The sequence below is a fragment of the Bacillus cereus group sp. N6 genome (assembly GCF_016483705.1).
GTDB lineage: Bacteria > Bacillota > Bacilli > Bacillales > Bacillaceae_G > Bacillus_A > Bacillus_A wiedmannii.
The window spans coordinates 1-18312 of the sequence record NZ_JAEHBI010000018.1 but is presented as its reverse complement, the minus strand read 5'-3'; the positions used below and the strand labels follow the sequence as shown (position 1 = coordinate 18312).

Below are 18312 nucleotides of genomic sequence, written 5' to 3'. Positions count from 1 at the left end.
TAATGATTGAATTAAAAAATGTATCCAAAGTATTTACAACAAAAAAAGGGAATGTAGAAGCTCTTAAACCTACTTCCCTTCAAGTAAAAAAGGGCGAAGTATTTGGAATCATTGGATATAGTGGCGCTGGTAAAAGTACATTAATTCGATGTGTAAATTTATTAGAAAAACCAACGACAGGAAATATCATTCTAAACGGCCAAGACTTAACAACTTTATCAGCAAAAGAACTAGCAAAATCGAGACAAAAAATCGGAATGATTTTTCAAGGATTCAACTTACTTAAAACTGTGACAGTTTATGAAAATATCGCATTACCGTTACGTCTATCTGGTCTTCCCAAAAATGAAATTGAAAAAAGGGTAGAAAAGTATTTACGTATTGTCGATCTTTTTAACCGAAAAGATGCATATCCGAGCGAACTTTCTGGCGGCCAGAAGCAACGTGTTGCCATTGCACGTGCACTATCACATGAACCGGAAGTGTTATTAAGCGACGAAGCAACGAGTGCTTTGGATCCAGAAACAACTGAATCTATTCTCGACCTATTATTAAAGATTAATGAAGAAATCGGGATCACAATTTTATTAATTACACATGAAATGAATGTTATCCAGCGTATATGTGACCGAGTTGCTGTTATGGAACATGGAGCAGTAGTTGAAAGCGGGACTGTGAAGGATATCTTCACAAACCCACAGCATACAACAACGAAAAAATTTGTAAACAGCGCCTTTGCAGCTAAAATTCCAGGAGAGGTACAAAAAGAACTACAAACTACCGGTGAAATTGTAACTCTCTCCTTTATAGGGAATGCTTCAGGAGAGCCAGCATTAGCTGTTGCTACAAAACGTTTCCAAGTGTATCCGAATATTTTATCCGGTAATATTACACAGCTAAAACATGAAGCATATGGGAAACTGATTATTCATATGCAAGGTGAAAAAACTGAAATAGACCGTGCTTTATCATTTTTACAAGAGCAAGGGATCATCGTAGAAGGAGGTAGAACAGATTATGGGAAACAAGTCCTTTTTGGATGAATGGGGTAAAGTCATATGGGAAGCAACCATTCAAACATTTCAAATGACATCTATTTCACTATTCATCTCTATCCTTATTGCACTACCACTTGGCGTCACGCTTGTTTTAACGAGACCTGGTGGACAACACGAAAATAAAATCATTTATCCAATTCTTAATACAATTATTAACGTTATTCGCTCTCTTCCATTTATCATTCTACTATTCTTTATTTTACCTTTTACAAAGTTTCTAATGGGAACATCCATTGGTGTGCAAGGTGTCATCGTACCGCTTGTCGTCTTCACTGCTCCCTATATCGCAAGATTGATGGAGACAGCATTATTAGAAGTCGATCGTGGCGTTATTGAAGCTTACCAAGCAATGGGCGTTTCTACTATAAAAATCATTTGGCACGTTATGGTGAAAGAAGCTCGTCCCTCCCTTGTACTTGGGTTAACAATCGCAACAATCGGCTTAATTGGCGCAACAGCAATGGCTGGACTTGTAGGTGCTGGCGGTCTTGGTGATTTAGCATATCGATTTGGCCATTTACGCTACGAACCGGAAGTAATGTATGCAACAGTCTTTATTTTAATTATCCTCGTTCAAGGGTTGCAGTCTTTAGGAAATGGTGTTGCACGAAGATTGAAGAAAGATTAAAAAAGAAGGTATCTCACTAGGGTGAGATACCTTCTTTTTACCTTTTAAATCCACCTTCAGAATGAATAACTTGTCCAGTAATCCATTCTGCTTCTTCACTTACTAAAAACTTAATGAGTCTTGCCGCGTCCCTCGGCTCACCAATTCTACCAAAAGGAAACATCGGCTTTAATCCTTGCTTTATCTCTTCAGTCATCCAGCCTGTACTAGTTGGACCTGGATTAATTGCATTCACTGTTATACCTAGGTGGGCGACTTCAGCTGACAACGAACTCGTAAGGGCATCAATAGCTCCCTTCGTTGTTGCATACGCTAGCTCTCCAACCATAGGCCCTTGAAATTGTCCCGACGTCATATTCACAATTCTACCACCAGATTTCTTATCAAATCCTCGGGCAAATTGACTACTTAACAATGTAGTTGCACGAACATTTACTATGTAGTGCTTATCTAATTCTTCAGCAGTCAAATTAGAGAAATCATTATTTGTAGAATACGCTGCATTATTAATTAATATATGAGGGTAGCCTAGTTGTTCAGTAACTTTATTTATAAGCTCTTTCGGTGCATCATTCTGAGTTAAATCTAACTCCATACTCGATACTTTCACACCGTTTTTTAGTAACTCTTCTTTTAATTGTGTTTGTTCACTTTGATCAACGCCCCAAGGCATTTCTTTATCGTACGCTGTCCAATACGTAAAAAATATATCGTATCCTGCTTCAGCTAACTCTTTACAAATTGCTGCGCCTATACCATCTAGACGACTTACACCTGTAACAACTGCTATTTTATTTTTTAATTGATTCATCATATACTCCTCCAATTTAAAGGACGCATACTTTATATAAGAGATATGAATTTCCCTACACATTATCCTTACAAAAGGGATGTACAAACCGAATATGCAGTCCTTGAATGATTTACAGATAACTAAATAAACCCTCACTTATGAGAGAAAAATTTATCTATCTAGTTTCTAATCATTACAAGCTCATCCACATATTAAGTCCTTGTCCCCTTTCCATATATCTCTATTTCTATCATACCAATATGATGTAATATTTCAAATGATAAAAAAATAAAAATCGATATTCCATGGCGATCTTCCACTAATTTTAATATATTACAATAACTAAATAATTAAAATAATTAGAAAAACACTGGTAAATACTGGCTACATTTTTTATAATAAAATGTGGGGCTAATGTGAGAGTTGTAAACGGTCTGATTATACAGACTCAACTAGTTTTAAACAAATAGGGGGAAGAAACATGTCAAAAAAATTACTTTCTTTATTTTCTACAGTAATCGTAGCAGCGTTTGTAATAACTGGCTGTGGTCAAAGCGATACGACAAATAAAGAACAAAAAGAAAATACAACAAAAGAAAGCAAAACAGAAAAAACGGATACAACGAAAGAAAATAAACCTGAAGAAAAAAAATCCGAAGATAAAAAGCCTGAAAATACAGCTACTAGCTCAAGCGATTACTCTAAGCTGATTTCCTATATGGAAAAAGAAACAGGTGGTAAAACAAAAGTTCTTTTTGAAAATAAGGAACCACAAGTGTATAAAGCTGAAGATGTTTCAGTATCAATGAACGGTTACACATTAGTTGAATTAAATGGATTCCATACAAACTTCGACATTCCGTTTAATCGTCAAACAGAGGGCGGAGTTATTCTTGTGAACTACAGCGTAAAAAATAGTTCAGCTAAAGATATTTATTATATGCCAGCATTGGACATGTCATTTACTGGTGCGCAGAAAACGTATAGTAACTATAAAGATTTAATTCCAAAAGAAGATCAGCTACCAACTAAGCTTGCTCCAACGAATGATTACTTAGTAAAAGCAGGGGAAACTATTTCTGGTTATATCGCGTATCCATTCGGAAAAGATGATCTAGCGAAAATCTCAAGTCTCTCAACAGTCTCAGTCACAGTCCCAACTGCACAAGCTAATAAAGGAAAATTTGATGCTCCAATCGGAAGTCCTGGAAGCTTTTCATTAAGTTTAAACAAACAAGGTGCTGAAAAGGTTGCAACAGATAACACTTTCTACCAAGATAAAGCTACAGCTAATAACATGGGCGATAAAAAAATGTTAAAAGAGAAATCAAGTATTAATAACAGCCAAGAATTAGGCGCTGTTAATGTTACATTAGACGGATACCAATTCACTCAATTCACACCAAATTCCGTCGAAGCTCCACGCTTTGCAAATTTTAAAAACGGTCTTGTTCTGTTAACAGTAAAATTCAAGCTTGATAACAAAGATGCTCAAGACGTTTCACTATCTCCTATAAGCTCTACATTAAGAGTGAATGATGGTACACAATATACGATTAATGAAGGTATGCTATTAAATTATGACTATAATGCTTCAGTCAAAACAGGAACATCTGGAGAGTTACTACAAGTATATATTTTAGATCAAGAGCAGTATGAAAAGATTTGGAAAGACAAAAGCTTTGAGATTGAGTTAGGACCTATGAGAAATAAAGAAGCTAAAGATATTTCACAAGGTAAAAAAGTTAAATTTACATTACCTAAATAAATTACTAAGTATATATTAGAAAAGGCATATAACATATGATTGTTATATGCCTTTTCTATTTGTATAAAGAACAAAATTTTAATTTAAGTGTATACATTTATCATTACCTATCCGTTGTATAAGTGTAGGGAGGAAAAGTGATGGGAAAAGAAAATATATTGACCTCCTATCTTATCAATTTAGGGGAGGAAGTGTTCAAACTACTATTAGCGAAAGGGGCTATAAAAGAAGATGCAGAAGACATCATCCAAAATACCTTCTATAAAGTATACACATTGCTAGATAATCTAACCGAGAGTAACATACGTCCATGGTTTTTCAGAGTCGCATTAAACGAATACATTGACTTGAAAAGGAAAAAAGAGCAACAAAACATTTATTTAACTGAAGAGATTTATTCAAAATTACAATATACAGACCGAGAATTAGACGCTGTTTTAAATAAAGATGAGATTTTCTATCTATTAAAAGATATAAAACTAGAATATAAAGAAGCTTTCTTTTTAAAGTACTACTACAACTTTTCATATGAGGAAATCGCCCTAATACTAGATATTCAAGTAAACAGCGTCAAACAAAAGTTACATCGTGCACGTAAAGCAGTTCACTCAAAAATAGGAGGAAAATCTTAATGGATACTTCTTTAAAAGATGCATTAAAAAAAGCTAAAAGGAAACATTTATTTAAAAGTATCATTACCTCTATGATCGTTGTAATCATACTTATCCCTATACTTTATAAAGTTGGCAATTACTTCGCAGCAAAAAGCTCTACGAAGCTTCACGAACGACTCTTTTTACATAACGCAATTGCAGAACCGAATGTACAAATTAACTCTCAAGTAACGAGTAATTCATCCATGTTTGGCGGCAATATTATATCAAATCGTTCTAAAAATATTAATGGTTACGTAGTCCCGTGGAATACATTAACAAGCTCCTATGGTTGGATCCGTATCAATATCGATTCCAATGAATTAACGCCTGGTTTTTATTGGTCCAATAAAGAGTTCTATGAGTACGATAAACAAACAAAGAAAAAATTTGCAACATTTTATAATCCCGCTATTAAGGAATATTTTGATGGTGTCCAAAATGAATTAGGGGAAGTTTCACAAATGAACAACTATGTTGCCGAAGTTGCTATCTCTTTCAACCAGCCCTACACACTACAAGAAATTAAAGAGAAGATTCCAGACAACTTAAACATTGTATGGTTATACATGACCTCACCAATTGGAGATGAAAGTAAAGGACCCGCTGGTATGCCAATTTACGGATTTAATCCAGACAAGTCCCCTGAAGAAGCGTACAAAGAGTTCGTTGATTCACTTAACCAATACGATGACGATGGACATGACGAAGATATCCAGAAGTTTTTAAAATCAAACAAGGACAAACCATTCGATCAAGTGAAAATCTTAGGGGTTATGCTAACAGGAAAAACAGAAAACTTTAAGGCATTAGAAAACCAAGACTTTATTCGCGGTGCTTCTGTAGGGGTTACTGCACAAGTTGTTCCTTATATAAAACCGGAGAAATAATAAGGAAAAGACAAGATAAACTAATAATAGCTAGTTAAAAGAACATACATGAATCTGTTTACTATGGGAGCTACATATTTTAGTGAAGAGCTCCCTTCATGAATTGTTCACCCTCCAAACAATTCATTTACAAATACTTTATGTACAAATGAAAAATCATAATTTTTGTTCACACTTTATCCATTGTGAATCTTTTCACAATGGATATATAATAAACATGTAAATAAAATATTGGAGGGATTTCAATGGTTATCAATTTTTTAAGAACTGATAAACGTGCTGCTTTCATATTATTATTTTTAAGATTTTACATAGGATATGCATGGCTCACTGCTGGGATAGGTAAAGTTTTCGGACAATCTTTTGATGCAAGTGGTTTTCTAAAGGGCGCTATTGCTCAGGCATCAGGTGATCACCCTGCCGTACAAAGTTGGTGGGCAGATTTCCTTCAACACTTTGTTCTTCCAAACGCAGACCTATTTAGCTTTTTAGTTCAATGGGGAGAAATTTTAGTAGGTCTAGGTTTAATTTTAGGTGGATTAACAAAAACTGCTGCATTCTTTGGAATTATAATGAATCTTTCATTTTTACTAAGTGGAACTGTTAGTGTAAACCCAAATCTGCTTATTTTAACTATGTTCATTTTAGTTGCAGGTCATAACGCTGGACGTATTGGATTAGATGGCTATGTTTTTCCTAAACTTTTCCGTAAAAACAACCATGAAACATATAAGTTAAGTAAAACTGCGTAGTAACCGTTTACTTTTAAAATATAAATAAAAAAAAGAGCCTAAGTATAGGCTCTTTTCTACTTACTCCAAATTTAAACTCTTAACGAACCACGAAATCCTCTAGCAGCATAGTAGGAATCTGCTCCATTGTGGTACACAAAAACGTGTCCAAATCGATAATCGCAAAATAGAGCACCACCGAGTTCTCGAATATCTGAAGGCGTTTGTACCCAGCTTGATGATTTCATATCGAAATCCCCAAGCTGTTGCAACTCTCGATATTGTTCTTCCGTTAATAATTCAATGCCCATAGCAGTTGCCACATCAATAACGTTATTTTCTGGTTTATGTTTTTTTCTTGACTCTAACGCTTCAAGATCATAGCAAAGGCTTCTGCGCCCTTTAGGACTCTCCTTTGAACAATCACAGAAAGTATACTCGTCCTTCTCTTCATCATAAGCAACAATATCCGGCTCACCGCCAGTTACTTCCATTTCATAAATTGACCATAATTTTTCAGTATTAGTAGCCAGCTTCACTTCAACTTTATCCCATTCAAGACCTTCATGGCGGTTCATGTTTTTCTCAAAACGAGCTTGTAATACTTTTAATAGTTCTTCACGTTGTTCTACAGATAACTCATTTTTATTCTCTGTCATATTAGTCCTCCGAATTCCGTTCCCTATAATCATTTAAATCTTCTCAATAATGGTTTGCATACAGTTTACAACAATCTGATACAATTGCACAACGAAAAATCCCTGTGCGGATATCCATTATATAGTACGAAAATCTTTCATGCTTTCTCCAAGAATATAGTGTGAAAACCACATCAAGTTCTGCTTCATAATAGCCACATTCATTCCTGGCTGATTCGAACTATATGCCATTCCTTTAAATATAATTAACTCCGTATCAACTTCCATATCTCTTAACCCTTCATATAGCTCATATGCATTTGTAATTGGAATTCTTACATCCTTTTCCCCATGTTGAATTAAGGTAGGCGTACAGGCTGATTTAATATATGTCATTGGTGATGTTTTCTTATATACCTCTGGATCATTCCATGGAGTATTTCCTAAATACATGCTAATAAAGTAAGGGATATCTGTATTTACATAATGGGTACTCCAGTTCGTAATGCCGCCCCCAACTGAAATAGCTTTAAATCTACTGCTACATGTAGAACAGAAAGCTGATATATATCCTCCGTTACTCCATCCCATAACCCCTACTCTCTCTTTATCTACAATCCCTTTTTCAACTAGTGCATCCACTCCAGATATAACATCATCATAATCAGCAAGTCCTTGTTTTCTATAGTTTGCTTTTAAAAATTCATTACCATAACCAGAACTTCCTCTATAGTTTGGCTCTAAAACGATAAAGCCTTTTTCGATAAACTGTTCAATCGGATATTTCTCATTAAAACAGTCTGAAAATATCGGAAAGGACGCCCAATTCGGACCACCATGGATTACTACTAATAAGGGATATTTTTTATTTGCGTCAAACTCTACTGGGGTTGATAAAACTCCTTCTATTTCCAGTCCATCACTACTTTTCCATGAGATGATTTCTCTGTTACTTTTAAGCCTTCCTTCGAAAAAGCTATTTTCATTTGTTACTTTTTTATCATCCAAATAGATTTCAAAGGTTTCATTTGTTATAGCCTTATTATAGGTTATATGATTGCCATCCCTTGTTATAGAGGCATCCATTATAAAGCCATCTACTTTTTCGCTTAACATTTCCACAGTGCCATCCTCACATAGCAATCCAATACGATAATTCGTTTTATCCTGCCATCTAATTAAAATCCCTTTAGCTGTCCACTGTAATGGCATAACCGTACTATCAAAATTTGTAAAAGATTGAATTACCTCTCCAGTATTCATATCATATATCTCTAATGTATTATCTTGTATATGATTTCTATAGTAATCCTTCTCTCTTATGCTTGCTGCGTAACATATTTTATCTTCCTCAGGAGAAAAGCAGACGCTCGCTCCTAACAACTTATCTATATTCATCTTTTGTAGTTCCCCAGCTCTAACATCTAATATATATATATCACCATTCATATAATCGTTTAAGCTTGGTGTAGCCATACATACAACCTTTTTCCCATCATTTGAAATATCAAAGTTATGTATATAAAAATCCTTACCATTCGTTAGTTGATAAATACCGCTAACTTTCCGTTCCTGTTTATCATTTTGTATCACTTTTTCTATTTCAACGTAGTATAAACAATTATTCCGATGTTCCTTACCTACATGGTGAAAATCTCCATATAGTCCCTTACGTTTCTTTATTTCCTCACATTCTTTTGACTGTGCAATATAATAAAAACCTTTACCAGTAGGCTCCCATTTGAATGTATTAACTCCTTCCTTCTCATCCGTAATTTGAATCTCACTACCACCTTCTATTGATTTAATAAAGATCTGATTTGTATTAGCCCCCTCACCGCTTGGGCTAAGGTATGCAATGCTCTTGGAATCTGGAGACCATAATGGATGTATACTATCTATATCCCCATTTGTTAGTGGGTAACTCTGCCCTTTATCTGCTTCATATATCCATACATGATTTCTATACGTATTGTCTTCCCAGTTAGCGCTCTTCTTAACAAATGCTACGTTTTCGCCATCATCACTTATGTTTGCACTTGATAAGACCGGTAATGAAATAATCTCTTCTATACTTAAATATGTTTTTGCTTTCACTTTCATATAATAAGCCCCCTTGTAATGTCCATGAATCTATTGTCTCTTCTTGTCGTAATAAAGGAAATTGTTCACGAATACTTAAAATGATAACGGAAAATTCAGATAAACAAAAGTGAATCTGATAAAGTTAAAATTTAATCTATAGGGTTCTATCCACTTACCAATTTTAGATGTTCTTTTTCAGCACAAAAATACCCCTTTAGATAAAATATCTAAAGGGGTACAAATTCGTAAATTTATTTTAAAGCTATATTTATTAACCTACCAATCTCCTACTCAACAGTAACAGACTTAGCTAAGTTACGTGGCTTATCAACGTCACACTCGCGGTGAAGTGCTGCATAGTATGAAATAAGTTGGAATGGAATAACTGCTACTAGCGGTGCTAATGCTTCGTGTACAGCTGGTAATACGAAGCTGTCACCTTCCATTTCTAAGCCTTTCATTGAGATGATACATGGGTTTGCTCCGCGTGCTACTACTTCTTTCACGTTACCACGAATTCCAAGGTTTACGTGCTCTTGTGTAGCAAGTGCGATAACTGGTGTACCATTTTCAATTAAGGCGATTGTACCGTGTTTTAATTCTCCTCCAGCAAATCCTTCTGCTTGGATGTAAGAGATTTCTTTTAGCTTTAACGCACCTTCTAATCCTACGTAGAAATCTACGCTACGTCCGATGAAGAAACAGTTACGAGTTGTTGCTAAAAATTGTTTTGCTAATGCGTCCATTTCTTCTTTTTGATCACAAAGTTCTATCATCGCATTTGCTACAAGTCCTAATTCGTGTGTTAAATCAAAATCAAGAACTTCGCCTTTCGCTTTAGCAATGTCCGCAGCTAAAATTGAAAGTACCGCAAGCTGTGCTGTGTAAGCTTTCGTTGATGCAACTGCGATTTCTGGTCCCGCGTATAACGGAAGTGTATAATCAGCTTCACGAGAAAGTGTAGAACCAGGTACGTTTGTAATCGTTAATGCTTTATGACCCATTTCATTCGTTTGTACAAGTACTGCACGGCTATCAGCTGTTTCACCACTTTGTGAAATGTAAATGAAGAATGGTCTCTCTGTTAATAATGGCATATTATAAGAGAATTCACTTGCTACATGCACTTCAACTGGCATTTTTGCAAACTTCTCGATAAATTGTTTTCCAACAAGACCTGCATGATAACTTGTTCCACATGCAATGATGTAAATACGATCGCTATCTAAAATCGCATTGCGGATGTCTGCATTCAGTTCAATCTCGCCATTTTCATCTTGATACTTTTGAATTATATTACGGATTACAAGTGGTTGCTCATCGATTTCTTTAAGCATGAAATGAGGGTATGTTCCTTTTTCAATATCACTTGCGTCTAATTCCGCTGTAAACGGTGCACGTTCAATCGTTTCACCTTGTAAGTTTTTAATTGTAATACTTTCTTTCGTTACGATTACGATTTCTTTATCCATTAACTCAATAAATTGATCTGTAACTTGTAACATCGCCATAGCGTCGCTCGCCACAACATTAAAGTTGTCACCAACACCTACTAATAGCGGGCTTTTGTTTTTAGCAACATAAATCATGTTTGGATTTTCAGCATCAAGTAATCCGATTGCATAAGAGCCATGTAAAAGAGATAGCGTATTACGGAACGCTTCTTCTACACTTAGTCCTGTGCTCACTTGTTGTTCCATAAGCTGTACGATAATCTCTGTATCAGTTTCACTTAAGAACGTTACATCTTGTAAATATTCTTTTTTCACTAATTCATAGTTTTCAATTACACCGTTATGAACTAGTGTAAAGCGTTTTGATGTACTTTGATGCGGATGCGCGTTTACTTTGCTTGGAACACCATGTGTAGCCCAGCGTGTGTGACCGATCCCCACGCTTGCTGCTACGTTCTCATCTACGATTTCGCGAAGTTTTGCAATACGACCTTTTTCTTTGTATACAACAACACCGTTACCTGTTTGTACTGCAATACCTGCTGAATCATATCCACGATATTCTAGCTTTTCTAAACCTTTTAATAAAATTTCCTTTGCATCTTGCTCTCCAATAAATCCTACGATTCCACACATGTTTAGTCGCCGTTACAAATGCTTACATTGCTCTGCGAACATGTAACGACATAGTCCGATACCATTTTTATTTATACTAAAAAACGGATTACATATTGCTAGCCCTGTAAGCTTGTAACGGCTTTCACCTTCCTCTCGATTGGGTTTAAGTCCGTATATACTTATACAGCTAGTTTTCATCCGTTCCTTTTCTCTCATCACACTTTCACCTTTGTCCACTAAGTCACCTTAATGATTTAAGTAAAAGCTTGCGGTTGTGATGAACAACCGGGAGTCATCCGCCGAAATCTCGATAAACTCCACCTCGTCAACTACACTACTTGTAGTTCTGGCGCTTCTATAATTTACAATATTTCCTTTGAGAAAAAGAACAAGACCATCTTATAACAAACATGGATAAACCGTCAATGAAATTTTTTTCATCGTCTATAAAACATATGAAAAAGGAGCACTTTTTGTGCTCCTTTTCAATAAATTTATCGAATTATTCAGCGCCAACTTCAGCTTTCACAACTTCTACAATGCGATGTACATATGCGTTACACACTTCTTGTGTTGTTGCTTCTGCCATTACACGAATAAGTGGCTCTGTTCCAGATGGACGAACAAGAATGCGGCCATCACCGTTCATTTCTTCCTCTACAACACGAATAATTTCTTTAATTTTTTCATTTTCTAATGCTAGTTTTTTATCTGTTACACGAACGTTTACTAGTAATTGTGGGAATTTTGTCATCTCACCTGCAAGCTCAGATAATGGTTTTTTCGTCATTTTCATGATGTTTACCAGTTGAAGTGCACTTAACATTCCATCACCAGTTGTAATGTAATCAAGTAAGATAATATGACCCGATTGTTCTCCACCTAAGTTGTAACCACCACGCTTCATCTCTTCCATTACGTAACGGTCACCAACTGCTGTTTTATCACTTGTGATATTGTTAGCTTCAAGTGCTTTGTAGAAACCTAAGTTACTCATAACAGTTGAAACGACTGTATTATGCTTTAGTTGACCAGTTTCTTTCATGTACTTCGCACAAATAAACATAATTTGATCGCCATCAACGATGTTTCCTTTTTCATCTACAGCGATTAAACGGTCACCATCACCATCAAAGGCAAGACCGATATCAGCGCCTTTATCTTTTACTAATTTAGCTAATACTTCTGGATGCGTAGAACCTACTCCATCGTTAATGTTCATGCCGTTTGGTGAAGTTCCCATTGTTGAAATATCAGCCTCTAAATCCGCGAATAAGTATGGAGCTAAAGAAGACGTAGCACCATGCGCACAATCTAAAGCGATATGTAAACCAGAGAAATCTTCCTCTACAGTTTGTTTAATATATTGTAAATATTTTTGTCCGCCTTCAAAATAATCACTCACTTGTCCAAGGTTCGTACCTGTTGGACGTGGTAGTTCATCAACTTCTTTGTCTAATAAAGCTTCGATTTCTGCTTCTTGCTCATCTGTTAATTTAAAACCGTCTGAACCGAAGAATTTGATTCCGTTATCCTGTACTGGATTATGAGATGCAGAAATCATAACACCTGCTTGTGCATCTAACGCTTTTGTTAAATAAGCAACACCTGGTGTAGAAATAACGCCAAGGCGCATTACTTCTGCTCCAGTTGATAATAGACCTGCTACTAAAGCTCCTTCTAACATATGTCCTGATATACGTGTATCACGGCCGATAATTACTTTTGGACGATCTGTATCTTTTGTTAATACATAACCACCAAAACGTCCAATTTTGAACGCTAATTCAGGTGTTAACTCCTGGTTCGCAACCCCGCGTACTCCATCTGTACCAAAATATTTACCCATTATGATTCGCTCCTTTTTCTGGCTCTTTTTGATTATCTACTGTTGGCTCTTGACTAGTTTCTTTTGTTGGCTCTTGACTAGTTTCTTTTTCTTTATCTTTATTTTGTTCCTGTTCCGTGTCAGGCTTAGGTTCAGGTTCAGGATTTTTTGGTTTTTCAGTTTGATTATCTTGGTTATTATTTGAATCTGGTTTTTCACCGTTACCCTGTACTTCTTTGTCTGGATTTTCTTTCTTCACAATTGTGACTTTAGCACTTTTTTGCTTTGGCTCTATTGAAATATTACCAGGACCGCTCACTTGAATAGAAACATCCTTCGTCCCCGGAGATACATTTTGCAGATTAATGGCTGCTGTTATTTGAGCAGCTGTTATTTTATCTACTATACTTGTTTCTCCTGAAATATCAACGCTTATCTTCCCATCTTGCGGCGAAAGTAGCTGGGCCGTAACATCTTTAGAAAGTCCATTTTTTTGAATTGATATACCATCAATCGTTCTTGTTTTCGTTTGTTTTGTTTTTTGCACTCCTACCGAAACCTTCACTTGATTCGGTTTTGCACTTGTTACACCCTTTGGCAATAAAACAGAGGTATCGAATGTTGTAGACTCTGTCAATTGACTAAGATCTACTTCGACCCCCTCTATCGATTGTATATTATCCAAGATATCTTTTGGACCTGCTATCGTTACTTCTCTCGGCTCAATGCTAATATTTGTAACGGCCAATCCTTCTGGTAAACTCCCCTTTTTCGTATACGTTACAGGAACAGTTTTTTCAGTATTATTGGCCGTAGCTTGCGTCGCCACATTCAATGTTACACTAATTTTAGATGGACTCGTTCTTACATTTAAACGTTTTCCTTCTCTATTGTATAATGTAACTTCAGCTGTTTTTGTAACAGTTTTATTAACACCTTTTAAATCAATATACGCCTTAGCAGATGAAATACTTTCAATTTCTTCTTTCGTCCCAACTACCTCAACAGTATCAGGTTTAATGTTTGATTTTTCGAGAGTAGAACCCGCTGGCATTTGATCCTCATTTGATAATTTTAAGTCTACATGGACGTATTTTCTCGCTTTTTCATGTAGAGTAATTTTAATTGTTGATGGCTGAACTGTTCCTTTCACATCATCTGGAAGCCCGTTCGTTTTCAAAGAAACTTCATAAGTTCCTTTTTCGCTATCTCTCAAATCAACTGGTATATCAAATTGTTTTTTTGCTTTTGCTGTAGCAACTGCTGCTTTTGGGCCCTCTAACTTCACCTTAACGCCCTCTGACGGAATACCACTTACAATATATTTCTCTTCATCATACTTAAGGTTAATGGCATAATTAGTTAAGGTTTCTTTCGCATCATTTGCGAAAGGCATTATCCCCGATGTCGTATTTTTTTCAGTTAAAGTCGCTGACATAAAAAGCATACACGCCAATAGTAATGAGATCCCTTTTAGAAACCAATGATTCTCCATTAACTTATCCATGACGCTTTCTCCTCCAATTCCATAAAGACGAAGAAGTCGTTTTTTCGTTCACACTAAATTCAGCTAACAACATATCTTTCAGTTGTTCTGTCTTCAAATCACGATGCAACTTACCATTTTTCGTTAAAGAAATTTGGCCAGTTTCTTCCGACACAACTACTGTAATACTATCAGTAACTTCACTAACTCCCATTGCAGCGCGATGCCTAGTTCCTAGTTCCTTAGAGATAAAAGGACTTTCCGATAACGGAAGATAACACGCTGCTGCTTTAATGGTACTTCCTTGCATAATTACTGCTCCATCGTGAAGAGGTGTATTAGGAATGAAAATATTAATGAGTAATTCCGATGATACGTTTGCATTTAGCGGAATACCCGTTTCCACATAATCACCCATACCAGTCTCTTTTGACAAAGTAATTAATGCACCAATTCTACGTTTTCCCATATATTCCGTCGCTTTCGCTATCGCTGTTGCAACGATTTCAGGCTCATCGTCCTCCTGAGTTCCAGTACGCGAAAATAAACTCCCGCGTCCTAGCTGCTCAAGTGCTCTTCGCAATTCTGGCTGGAAAATAATAATAACGGCTAAAAATCCCCACGTTAATACTTGCTCAGTTAGCCAATAAAGCGTATGTAATTCAAGGAAAATACTGATCATCCGAACGACAATAATAACTGTAATCCCTTTTAAAAGTTGAACAGCTTTCGTCCCTCGGATTATGAGAATTAGCTTATATATAATAAACCATACAACGGCAATATCTAATACCGTACTAAGATATTTCAAAATGGTCGTATCTTCAAAAGGCATGCTAACCCTTCCTCCTACTTACGAGCAATTCTATCCATATATTGAAATATTGTTTTATGCTCTATCTGTATGTATTTCCAACAACTAGTTAATTATACCATACATGAAACAAACGACAATTACAAACAACCCTCCTTTAGTCTAAATTGGTAAGATGTCAAACATTATTATCGTACAGTATAATATAAATCATTATTATACGCTTATTTTCAAATAAAAAAAGCAACTTCTCAGTTGCTTTTCTTACATTTATTTTAGTTTTTCACCGAATAAAGAACCCATTAAAGCAACTGCTGTTGTTGCCGTTCTGTTTCGCTCATCTAAAATTGTATTTACTTCAACAAACTCAGCAGATGTAACAATATCAGCTTCCGCTAACATTTCCATTGCTAAATGGCTTTCACGATAAGATAGGCCACCAATTACAGGCGTGCCAACTCCTGGTGCATCATGAGGATCAAGACCATCTAAATCTAATGATAAATGTACACCATCAGTATGAGATAAATAAGCGATTGTTTCTTCCATAACGGCCGTCATACCCATACGATCAATCTCGTGCATCGAGAATACTTTAATACCTTCATTGCGAATAAAGTCTTTTTCTCCTTCATCTAATGCACGTGCACCGATAATGACAACATTCTCTTTTTTCACCTTTGGATATGCCCCGTATAAATCTACAAGCGTTTGATGTCCATACCCTAAACTTGCTGCAAGTGACATGCCATGAATATTTCCAGATGGTGAAGTTTCTTCTGTATTTAAGTCACCATGTGCATCGTACCAAATAACACCTAAATTTTTATAATGTTTCGCAACACCAGCTAATGTACCAATTGCGATACTATGGTCACCACCTAATACAAGTGGAAAACGTCCCTCTTCTATAATATGATCCACCTTACTTGCTAATTCGTTACATACAGTTGCAACTTGTGTAAGGTTTCTTAAGCTTGTATTTACATCTATTTCTTTTTCTCTCTCTATACATATATCTCCCATATCTTTAACGTTATATCCGATTTCTTCAATTCTTTCAATTACGCCTGCATAACGGATTGCACTCGGCCCCATATCTACCCCGCGACGCATCTGTCCTAAATCCATTGGAACTCCAATAACTGAGATTTCTTTTTTCATAGATAGTATCCCCCTTTTATGCCTTCACTAAATATTTTAAATCTTTTATATAGTCTGACTCAACTCGACATTTTTCTGTATGGATATACAAATTATTCACTTGTATTCGCCTTAAAAACCCAATTTCAAGACTATTCTATGTATAAAGTTAACTTAATGAAACAACTACCATCATTATTATTAAATAATAATAAAAAACACTCCTACATTTAGAAGTGTTTTTCTGATGCTATTTTCCATACTGTGGCAATATTCTTTGCTGTCATTTCGATATTCTCTTCCGCTACTTTATATGCCTCTTCTAATGTCATAGGACTCGCTGTAATACTAAATACTGCATCGATTCCTTTTTCATGAACAGCTGGATAATTCGGAGATACAGATCCTCCAATAGCAATGACAGGAATACGAAAATGCTTTGCACGCTCCGCAACACCTACAGGTGCCTTTCCATATGCTGTTTGTTCATCTATTCTCCCTTCGCCAGTTATAATTAAATCTGCTCCTTCTATATGCTTATCAAAATTTGTATAGTCTAATACAATTTCAATTCCTCTCCGCAAGTTTCCCTTTATCACTGCAATAACAGCTGCTCCCATTCCTCCTGCGGCTCCTGCGCCAGGTATTTTAGATACGTCGCAAGATAAGTATTGTTTAAGGATATTCGCATAATGCTTTAAATTCTCATCCAGCTCTTTCATCATCTCTGCATTCGCACCCTTTTGCCTCCCAAATACGAAAGATGCTCCTCTTATTCCAACTAACGGATTATCTACATCACATGCTGCTTCTATCTTTATATGCAGTAAGCGTGAATCCATGCATGAAAAATCAATAGCGACAATCGAATGTAACGTTCCTCCAGATGGCTCTATTACTTCCCCTTTTCCATTTATAAACCTGACCCCTAAAGCTGACAACATACCTGCTCCGCCATCATTTGTAGCACTTCCGCCAAGTCCTAAAATAATGTGCTCAGCTCCTTCGTCTAGCGCATGTAGTATAAGCTCTCCGGTTCCTTTAGTCGTTGTAATAAGTGGGTTTCGCTTTTTAACCGGAACATGTTGTAATCCTGATGCTGCTGCCATTTCAATAAACGCTGTCTTTTTATCTTTAGACATACCGTAAAAGGCTTGTACACGTTCTCTAAGCGGTCCTGTCACATGAAGAGGTATCATTCTTCCATCTGTAGCATCCACAAGTGAATCAACCGTTCCTTCACCTCCATCTCCAATTGGTATTTTTACGTACTCTGCTTTAGGAAAAATTGCTCCAAATCCTCTTTCAATAGCTTCACATACTTTTATAGCTTTTAAGCTTTCTTTATATGAATCAGATGCAATAACAACTTTCACAATTATCCCCCATCCTTTACTTTTACATTTTCTTCATTTTAAACGACAAGTATGAAAGTTGTCTTTTTAAATACAAAAAAAGCTTACATCATATGATGTAAGCTTTTTTATTTAGATGGAGCCTAGCGGGATCGAACCGCTGACCTCCTGCGTGCAAGGCAGGCGCTCTCCCAGCTGAGCTAAGGCCCCTTAGTAATAAAGCGGAAGACGGGATTCGAACCCGCGACCCCAACCTTGGCAAGGTTGTATTCTACCACTGAACTACTTCCGCGAAAATGGTGAGCCATGAAGGATTCGAACCTTCGACCCTCTGATTAAAAGTCAGATGCTCTACCAACTGAGCTAATGG

General features: G+C 36.2%; 16 protein-coding genes and 2 tRNA genes. 6 read left to right on the top strand and 12 right to left on the bottom strand.

The window, feature by feature from the left end; translation table 11 throughout:
* The first annotated feature begins 2 nt into the window (after positions 1 to 2).
* Together JDS99_RS14555 and JDS99_RS14550 are read left to right on the top strand one after the other, a co-directional pair.
* A complete protein-coding gene (locus tag JDS99_RS14555; protein WP_199695274.1) occupies positions 3 to 1043 on the top strand; it encodes a methionine ABC transporter ATP-binding protein in 1041 nt (346 codons plus the stop codon).
* Entirely contained in the window at positions 1018 to 1686 is a 669-nt protein-coding gene (locus tag JDS99_RS14550) for a methionine ABC transporter permease (RefSeq protein WP_088061690.1), read from the top strand. The genes JDS99_RS14555 and JDS99_RS14550 overlap by 26 nt, the downstream gene beginning before the upstream one ends.
* A 37-nt stretch (positions 1687 to 1723) precedes the next feature.
* Here JDS99_RS14550 and JDS99_RS14545 read toward each other — a convergent pair whose 3' ends face one another.
* On the bottom strand, positions 1724 to 2500 hold the full coding sequence (locus JDS99_RS14545) for an SDR family oxidoreductase (RefSeq protein WP_088061689.1): 777 nt from the start codon (positions 2498 to 2500) through the stop codon (positions 1724 to 1726).
* Positions 2501 to 2960: 460 nt separating this feature from the next.
* Here JDS99_RS14545 and JDS99_RS14540 point away from each other — a divergent pair, with 460 nt between their 5' ends.
* From JDS99_RS14540 to JDS99_RS14525, 4 genes are all read left to right on the top strand, one after another.
* Complete coding sequence (locus JDS99_RS14540) at positions 2961 to 4247, top strand: DUF5068 domain-containing protein (RefSeq protein ID WP_199695273.1); 1287 nt, start codon at positions 2961 to 2963, stop codon at positions 4245 to 4247.
* 140 nt (positions 4248 to 4387) lie between these two features.
* Positions 4388 to 4879, top strand: a complete 492-nt coding sequence (locus JDS99_RS14535; protein WP_088061685.1) for an RNA polymerase sigma factor — start codon at positions 4388 to 4390, stop codon at positions 4877 to 4879.
* Positions 4879 to 5790, top strand: coding sequence for a sigma factor regulator N-terminal domain-containing protein (locus JDS99_RS14530; protein ID WP_088061683.1), 912 nt, complete (start codon positions 4879 to 4881; stop codon positions 5788 to 5790). Before JDS99_RS14535 ends, JDS99_RS14530 begins: the two co-directional genes overlap by 1 nt.
* Before the next feature lie 245 nt (positions 5791 to 6035).
* On the top strand, positions 6036 to 6542 hold the full coding sequence (locus JDS99_RS14525; RefSeq protein WP_087984974.1) for a DoxX family membrane protein: 507 nt from the start codon (positions 6036 to 6038) through the stop codon (positions 6540 to 6542).
* A 71-nt stretch (positions 6543 to 6613) separates the two neighbouring features.
* On the opposite strand, the gene JDS99_RS14520 is transcribed toward JDS99_RS14525, so the two are convergent.
* The 11 genes from JDS99_RS14520 to JDS99_RS14470 all read right to left on the bottom strand — a co-directional run bounded on the left by JDS99_RS14520 (position 6614) and on the right by JDS99_RS14470 (position 18234).
* On the bottom strand, positions 6614 to 7180 hold the full coding sequence (locus JDS99_RS14520) for a DUF4256 domain-containing protein (protein ID WP_088061681.1): 567 nt from the start codon (positions 7178 to 7180) through the stop codon (positions 6614 to 6616).
* A 117-nt stretch (positions 7181 to 7297) separates the two neighbouring features.
* The gene (locus tag JDS99_RS14515) at positions 7298 to 9262 is read right to left on the bottom strand and encodes a S9 family peptidase (RefSeq protein WP_199695272.1); all 1965 of its coding nucleotides are present in this window, start codon (positions 9260 to 9262) and stop codon (positions 7298 to 7300) included.
* A 269-nt stretch (positions 9263 to 9531) separates the two neighbouring features.
* Positions 9532 to 11334, bottom strand: a complete 1803-nt coding sequence (glmS, locus tag JDS99_RS14510) for a glutamine--fructose-6-phosphate transaminase (isomerizing) (protein ID WP_199695271.1) — start codon at positions 11332 to 11334, stop codon at positions 9532 to 9534.
* Positions 11335 to 11346: 12 nt separating this feature from the next.
* On the bottom strand, positions 11347 to 11532 hold the full coding sequence (locus tag JDS99_RS14505; RefSeq protein ID WP_033659100.1) for a hypothetical protein: 186 nt from the start codon (positions 11530 to 11532) through the stop codon (positions 11347 to 11349).
* 286 nt (positions 11533 to 11818) lie between these two features.
* Positions 11819 to 13165: a phosphoglucosamine mutase gene (glmM, locus tag JDS99_RS14500; protein WP_199695270.1), complete on the bottom strand. Its 1347-nt coding sequence runs from the start codon at positions 13163 to 13165 to the stop codon at positions 11819 to 11821.
* Positions 13158 to 14651: a CdaR family protein gene (locus JDS99_RS14495; protein ID WP_199695269.1), complete on the bottom strand. Its 1494-nt coding sequence runs from the start codon at positions 14649 to 14651 to the stop codon at positions 13158 to 13160. Before JDS99_RS14495 ends, glmM begins: the two co-directional genes overlap by 8 nt.
* Entirely contained in the window at positions 14644 to 15465 is an 822-nt protein-coding gene (gene cdaA / locus JDS99_RS14490) for a diadenylate cyclase CdaA (RefSeq protein ID WP_097907823.1), read from the bottom strand. Before cdaA ends, JDS99_RS14495 begins: the two co-directional genes overlap by 8 nt.
* A 249-nt stretch (positions 15466 to 15714) precedes the next feature.
* Positions 15715 to 16608, bottom strand: a complete 894-nt coding sequence (gene rocF / locus JDS99_RS14485) for an arginase (protein ID WP_088061671.1) — start codon at positions 16606 to 16608, stop codon at positions 15715 to 15717.
* A gap of 209 nt (positions 16609 to 16817) precedes the next feature.
* A complete protein-coding gene (locus JDS99_RS14480) occupies positions 16818 to 17963 on the bottom strand; it encodes a glycerate kinase (protein ID WP_199695268.1) in 1146 nt (381 codons plus the stop codon).
* A gap of 116 nt (positions 17964 to 18079) precedes the next feature.
* Positions 18080 to 18152, bottom strand: a tRNA-Ala gene (locus JDS99_RS14475).
* Positions 18153 to 18162: 10 nt separating this feature from the next.
* Positions 18163 to 18234 (bottom strand) — tRNA-Gly (locus JDS99_RS14470).
* Between the last annotated feature and the right edge of the window lie 78 nt (positions 18235 to 18312).

Coding starts and splice junctions, on each gene's coding strand:
- JDS99_RS14555 (WP_199695274.1), top strand. CDS start 3: ATGATTGAATTAAAAAATGTATCCAAAGTATTTACAACAAAAAAAGGG.
- JDS99_RS14550 (WP_088061690.1), top strand. CDS start 1,018: ATGGGAAACAAGTCCTTTTTGGATGAATGGGGTAAAGTCATATGGGAA.
- JDS99_RS14545 (WP_088061689.1), bottom strand. CDS start 2,500: ATGATGAATCAATTAAAAAATAAAATAGCAGTTGTTACAGGTGTAAGT.
- JDS99_RS14540 (WP_199695273.1), top strand. CDS start 2,961: ATGTCAAAAAAATTACTTTCTTTATTTTCTACAGTAATCGTAGCAGCG.
- JDS99_RS14535 (WP_088061685.1), top strand. CDS start 4,388: ATGGGAAAAGAAAATATATTGACCTCCTATCTTATCAATTTAGGGGAG.
- JDS99_RS14530 (WP_088061683.1), top strand. CDS start 4,879: ATGGATACTTCTTTAAAAGATGCATTAAAAAAAGCTAAAAGGAAACAT.
- JDS99_RS14525 (WP_087984974.1), top strand. CDS start 6,036: ATGGTTATCAATTTTTTAAGAACTGATAAACGTGCTGCTTTCATATTA.
- JDS99_RS14520 (WP_088061681.1), bottom strand. CDS start 7,180: ATGACAGAGAATAAAAATGAGTTATCTGTAGAACAACGTGAAGAACTA.
- JDS99_RS14515 (WP_199695272.1), bottom strand. CDS start 9,262: ATGAAAGTGAAAGCAAAAACATATTTAAGTATAGAAGAGATTATTTCA.
- glmS (WP_199695271.1), bottom strand. CDS start 11,334: ATGTGTGGAATCGTAGGATTTATTGGAGAGCAAGATGCAAAGGAAATT.
- JDS99_RS14505 (WP_033659100.1), bottom strand. CDS start 11,532: ATGAGAGAAAAGGAACGGATGAAAACTAGCTGTATAAGTATATACGGA.
- glmM (WP_199695270.1), bottom strand. CDS start 13,165: ATGGGTAAATATTTTGGTACAGATGGAGTACGCGGGGTTGCGAACCAG.
- JDS99_RS14495 (WP_199695269.1), bottom strand. CDS start 14,651: ATGGATAAGTTAATGGAGAATCATTGGTTTCTAAAAGGGATCTCATTA.
- cdaA (WP_097907823.1), bottom strand. CDS start 15,465: ATGCCTTTTGAAGATACGACCATTTTGAAATATCTTAGTACGGTATTA.
- rocF (WP_088061671.1), bottom strand. CDS start 16,608: ATGAAAAAAGAAATCTCAGTTATTGGAGTTCCAATGGATTTAGGACAG.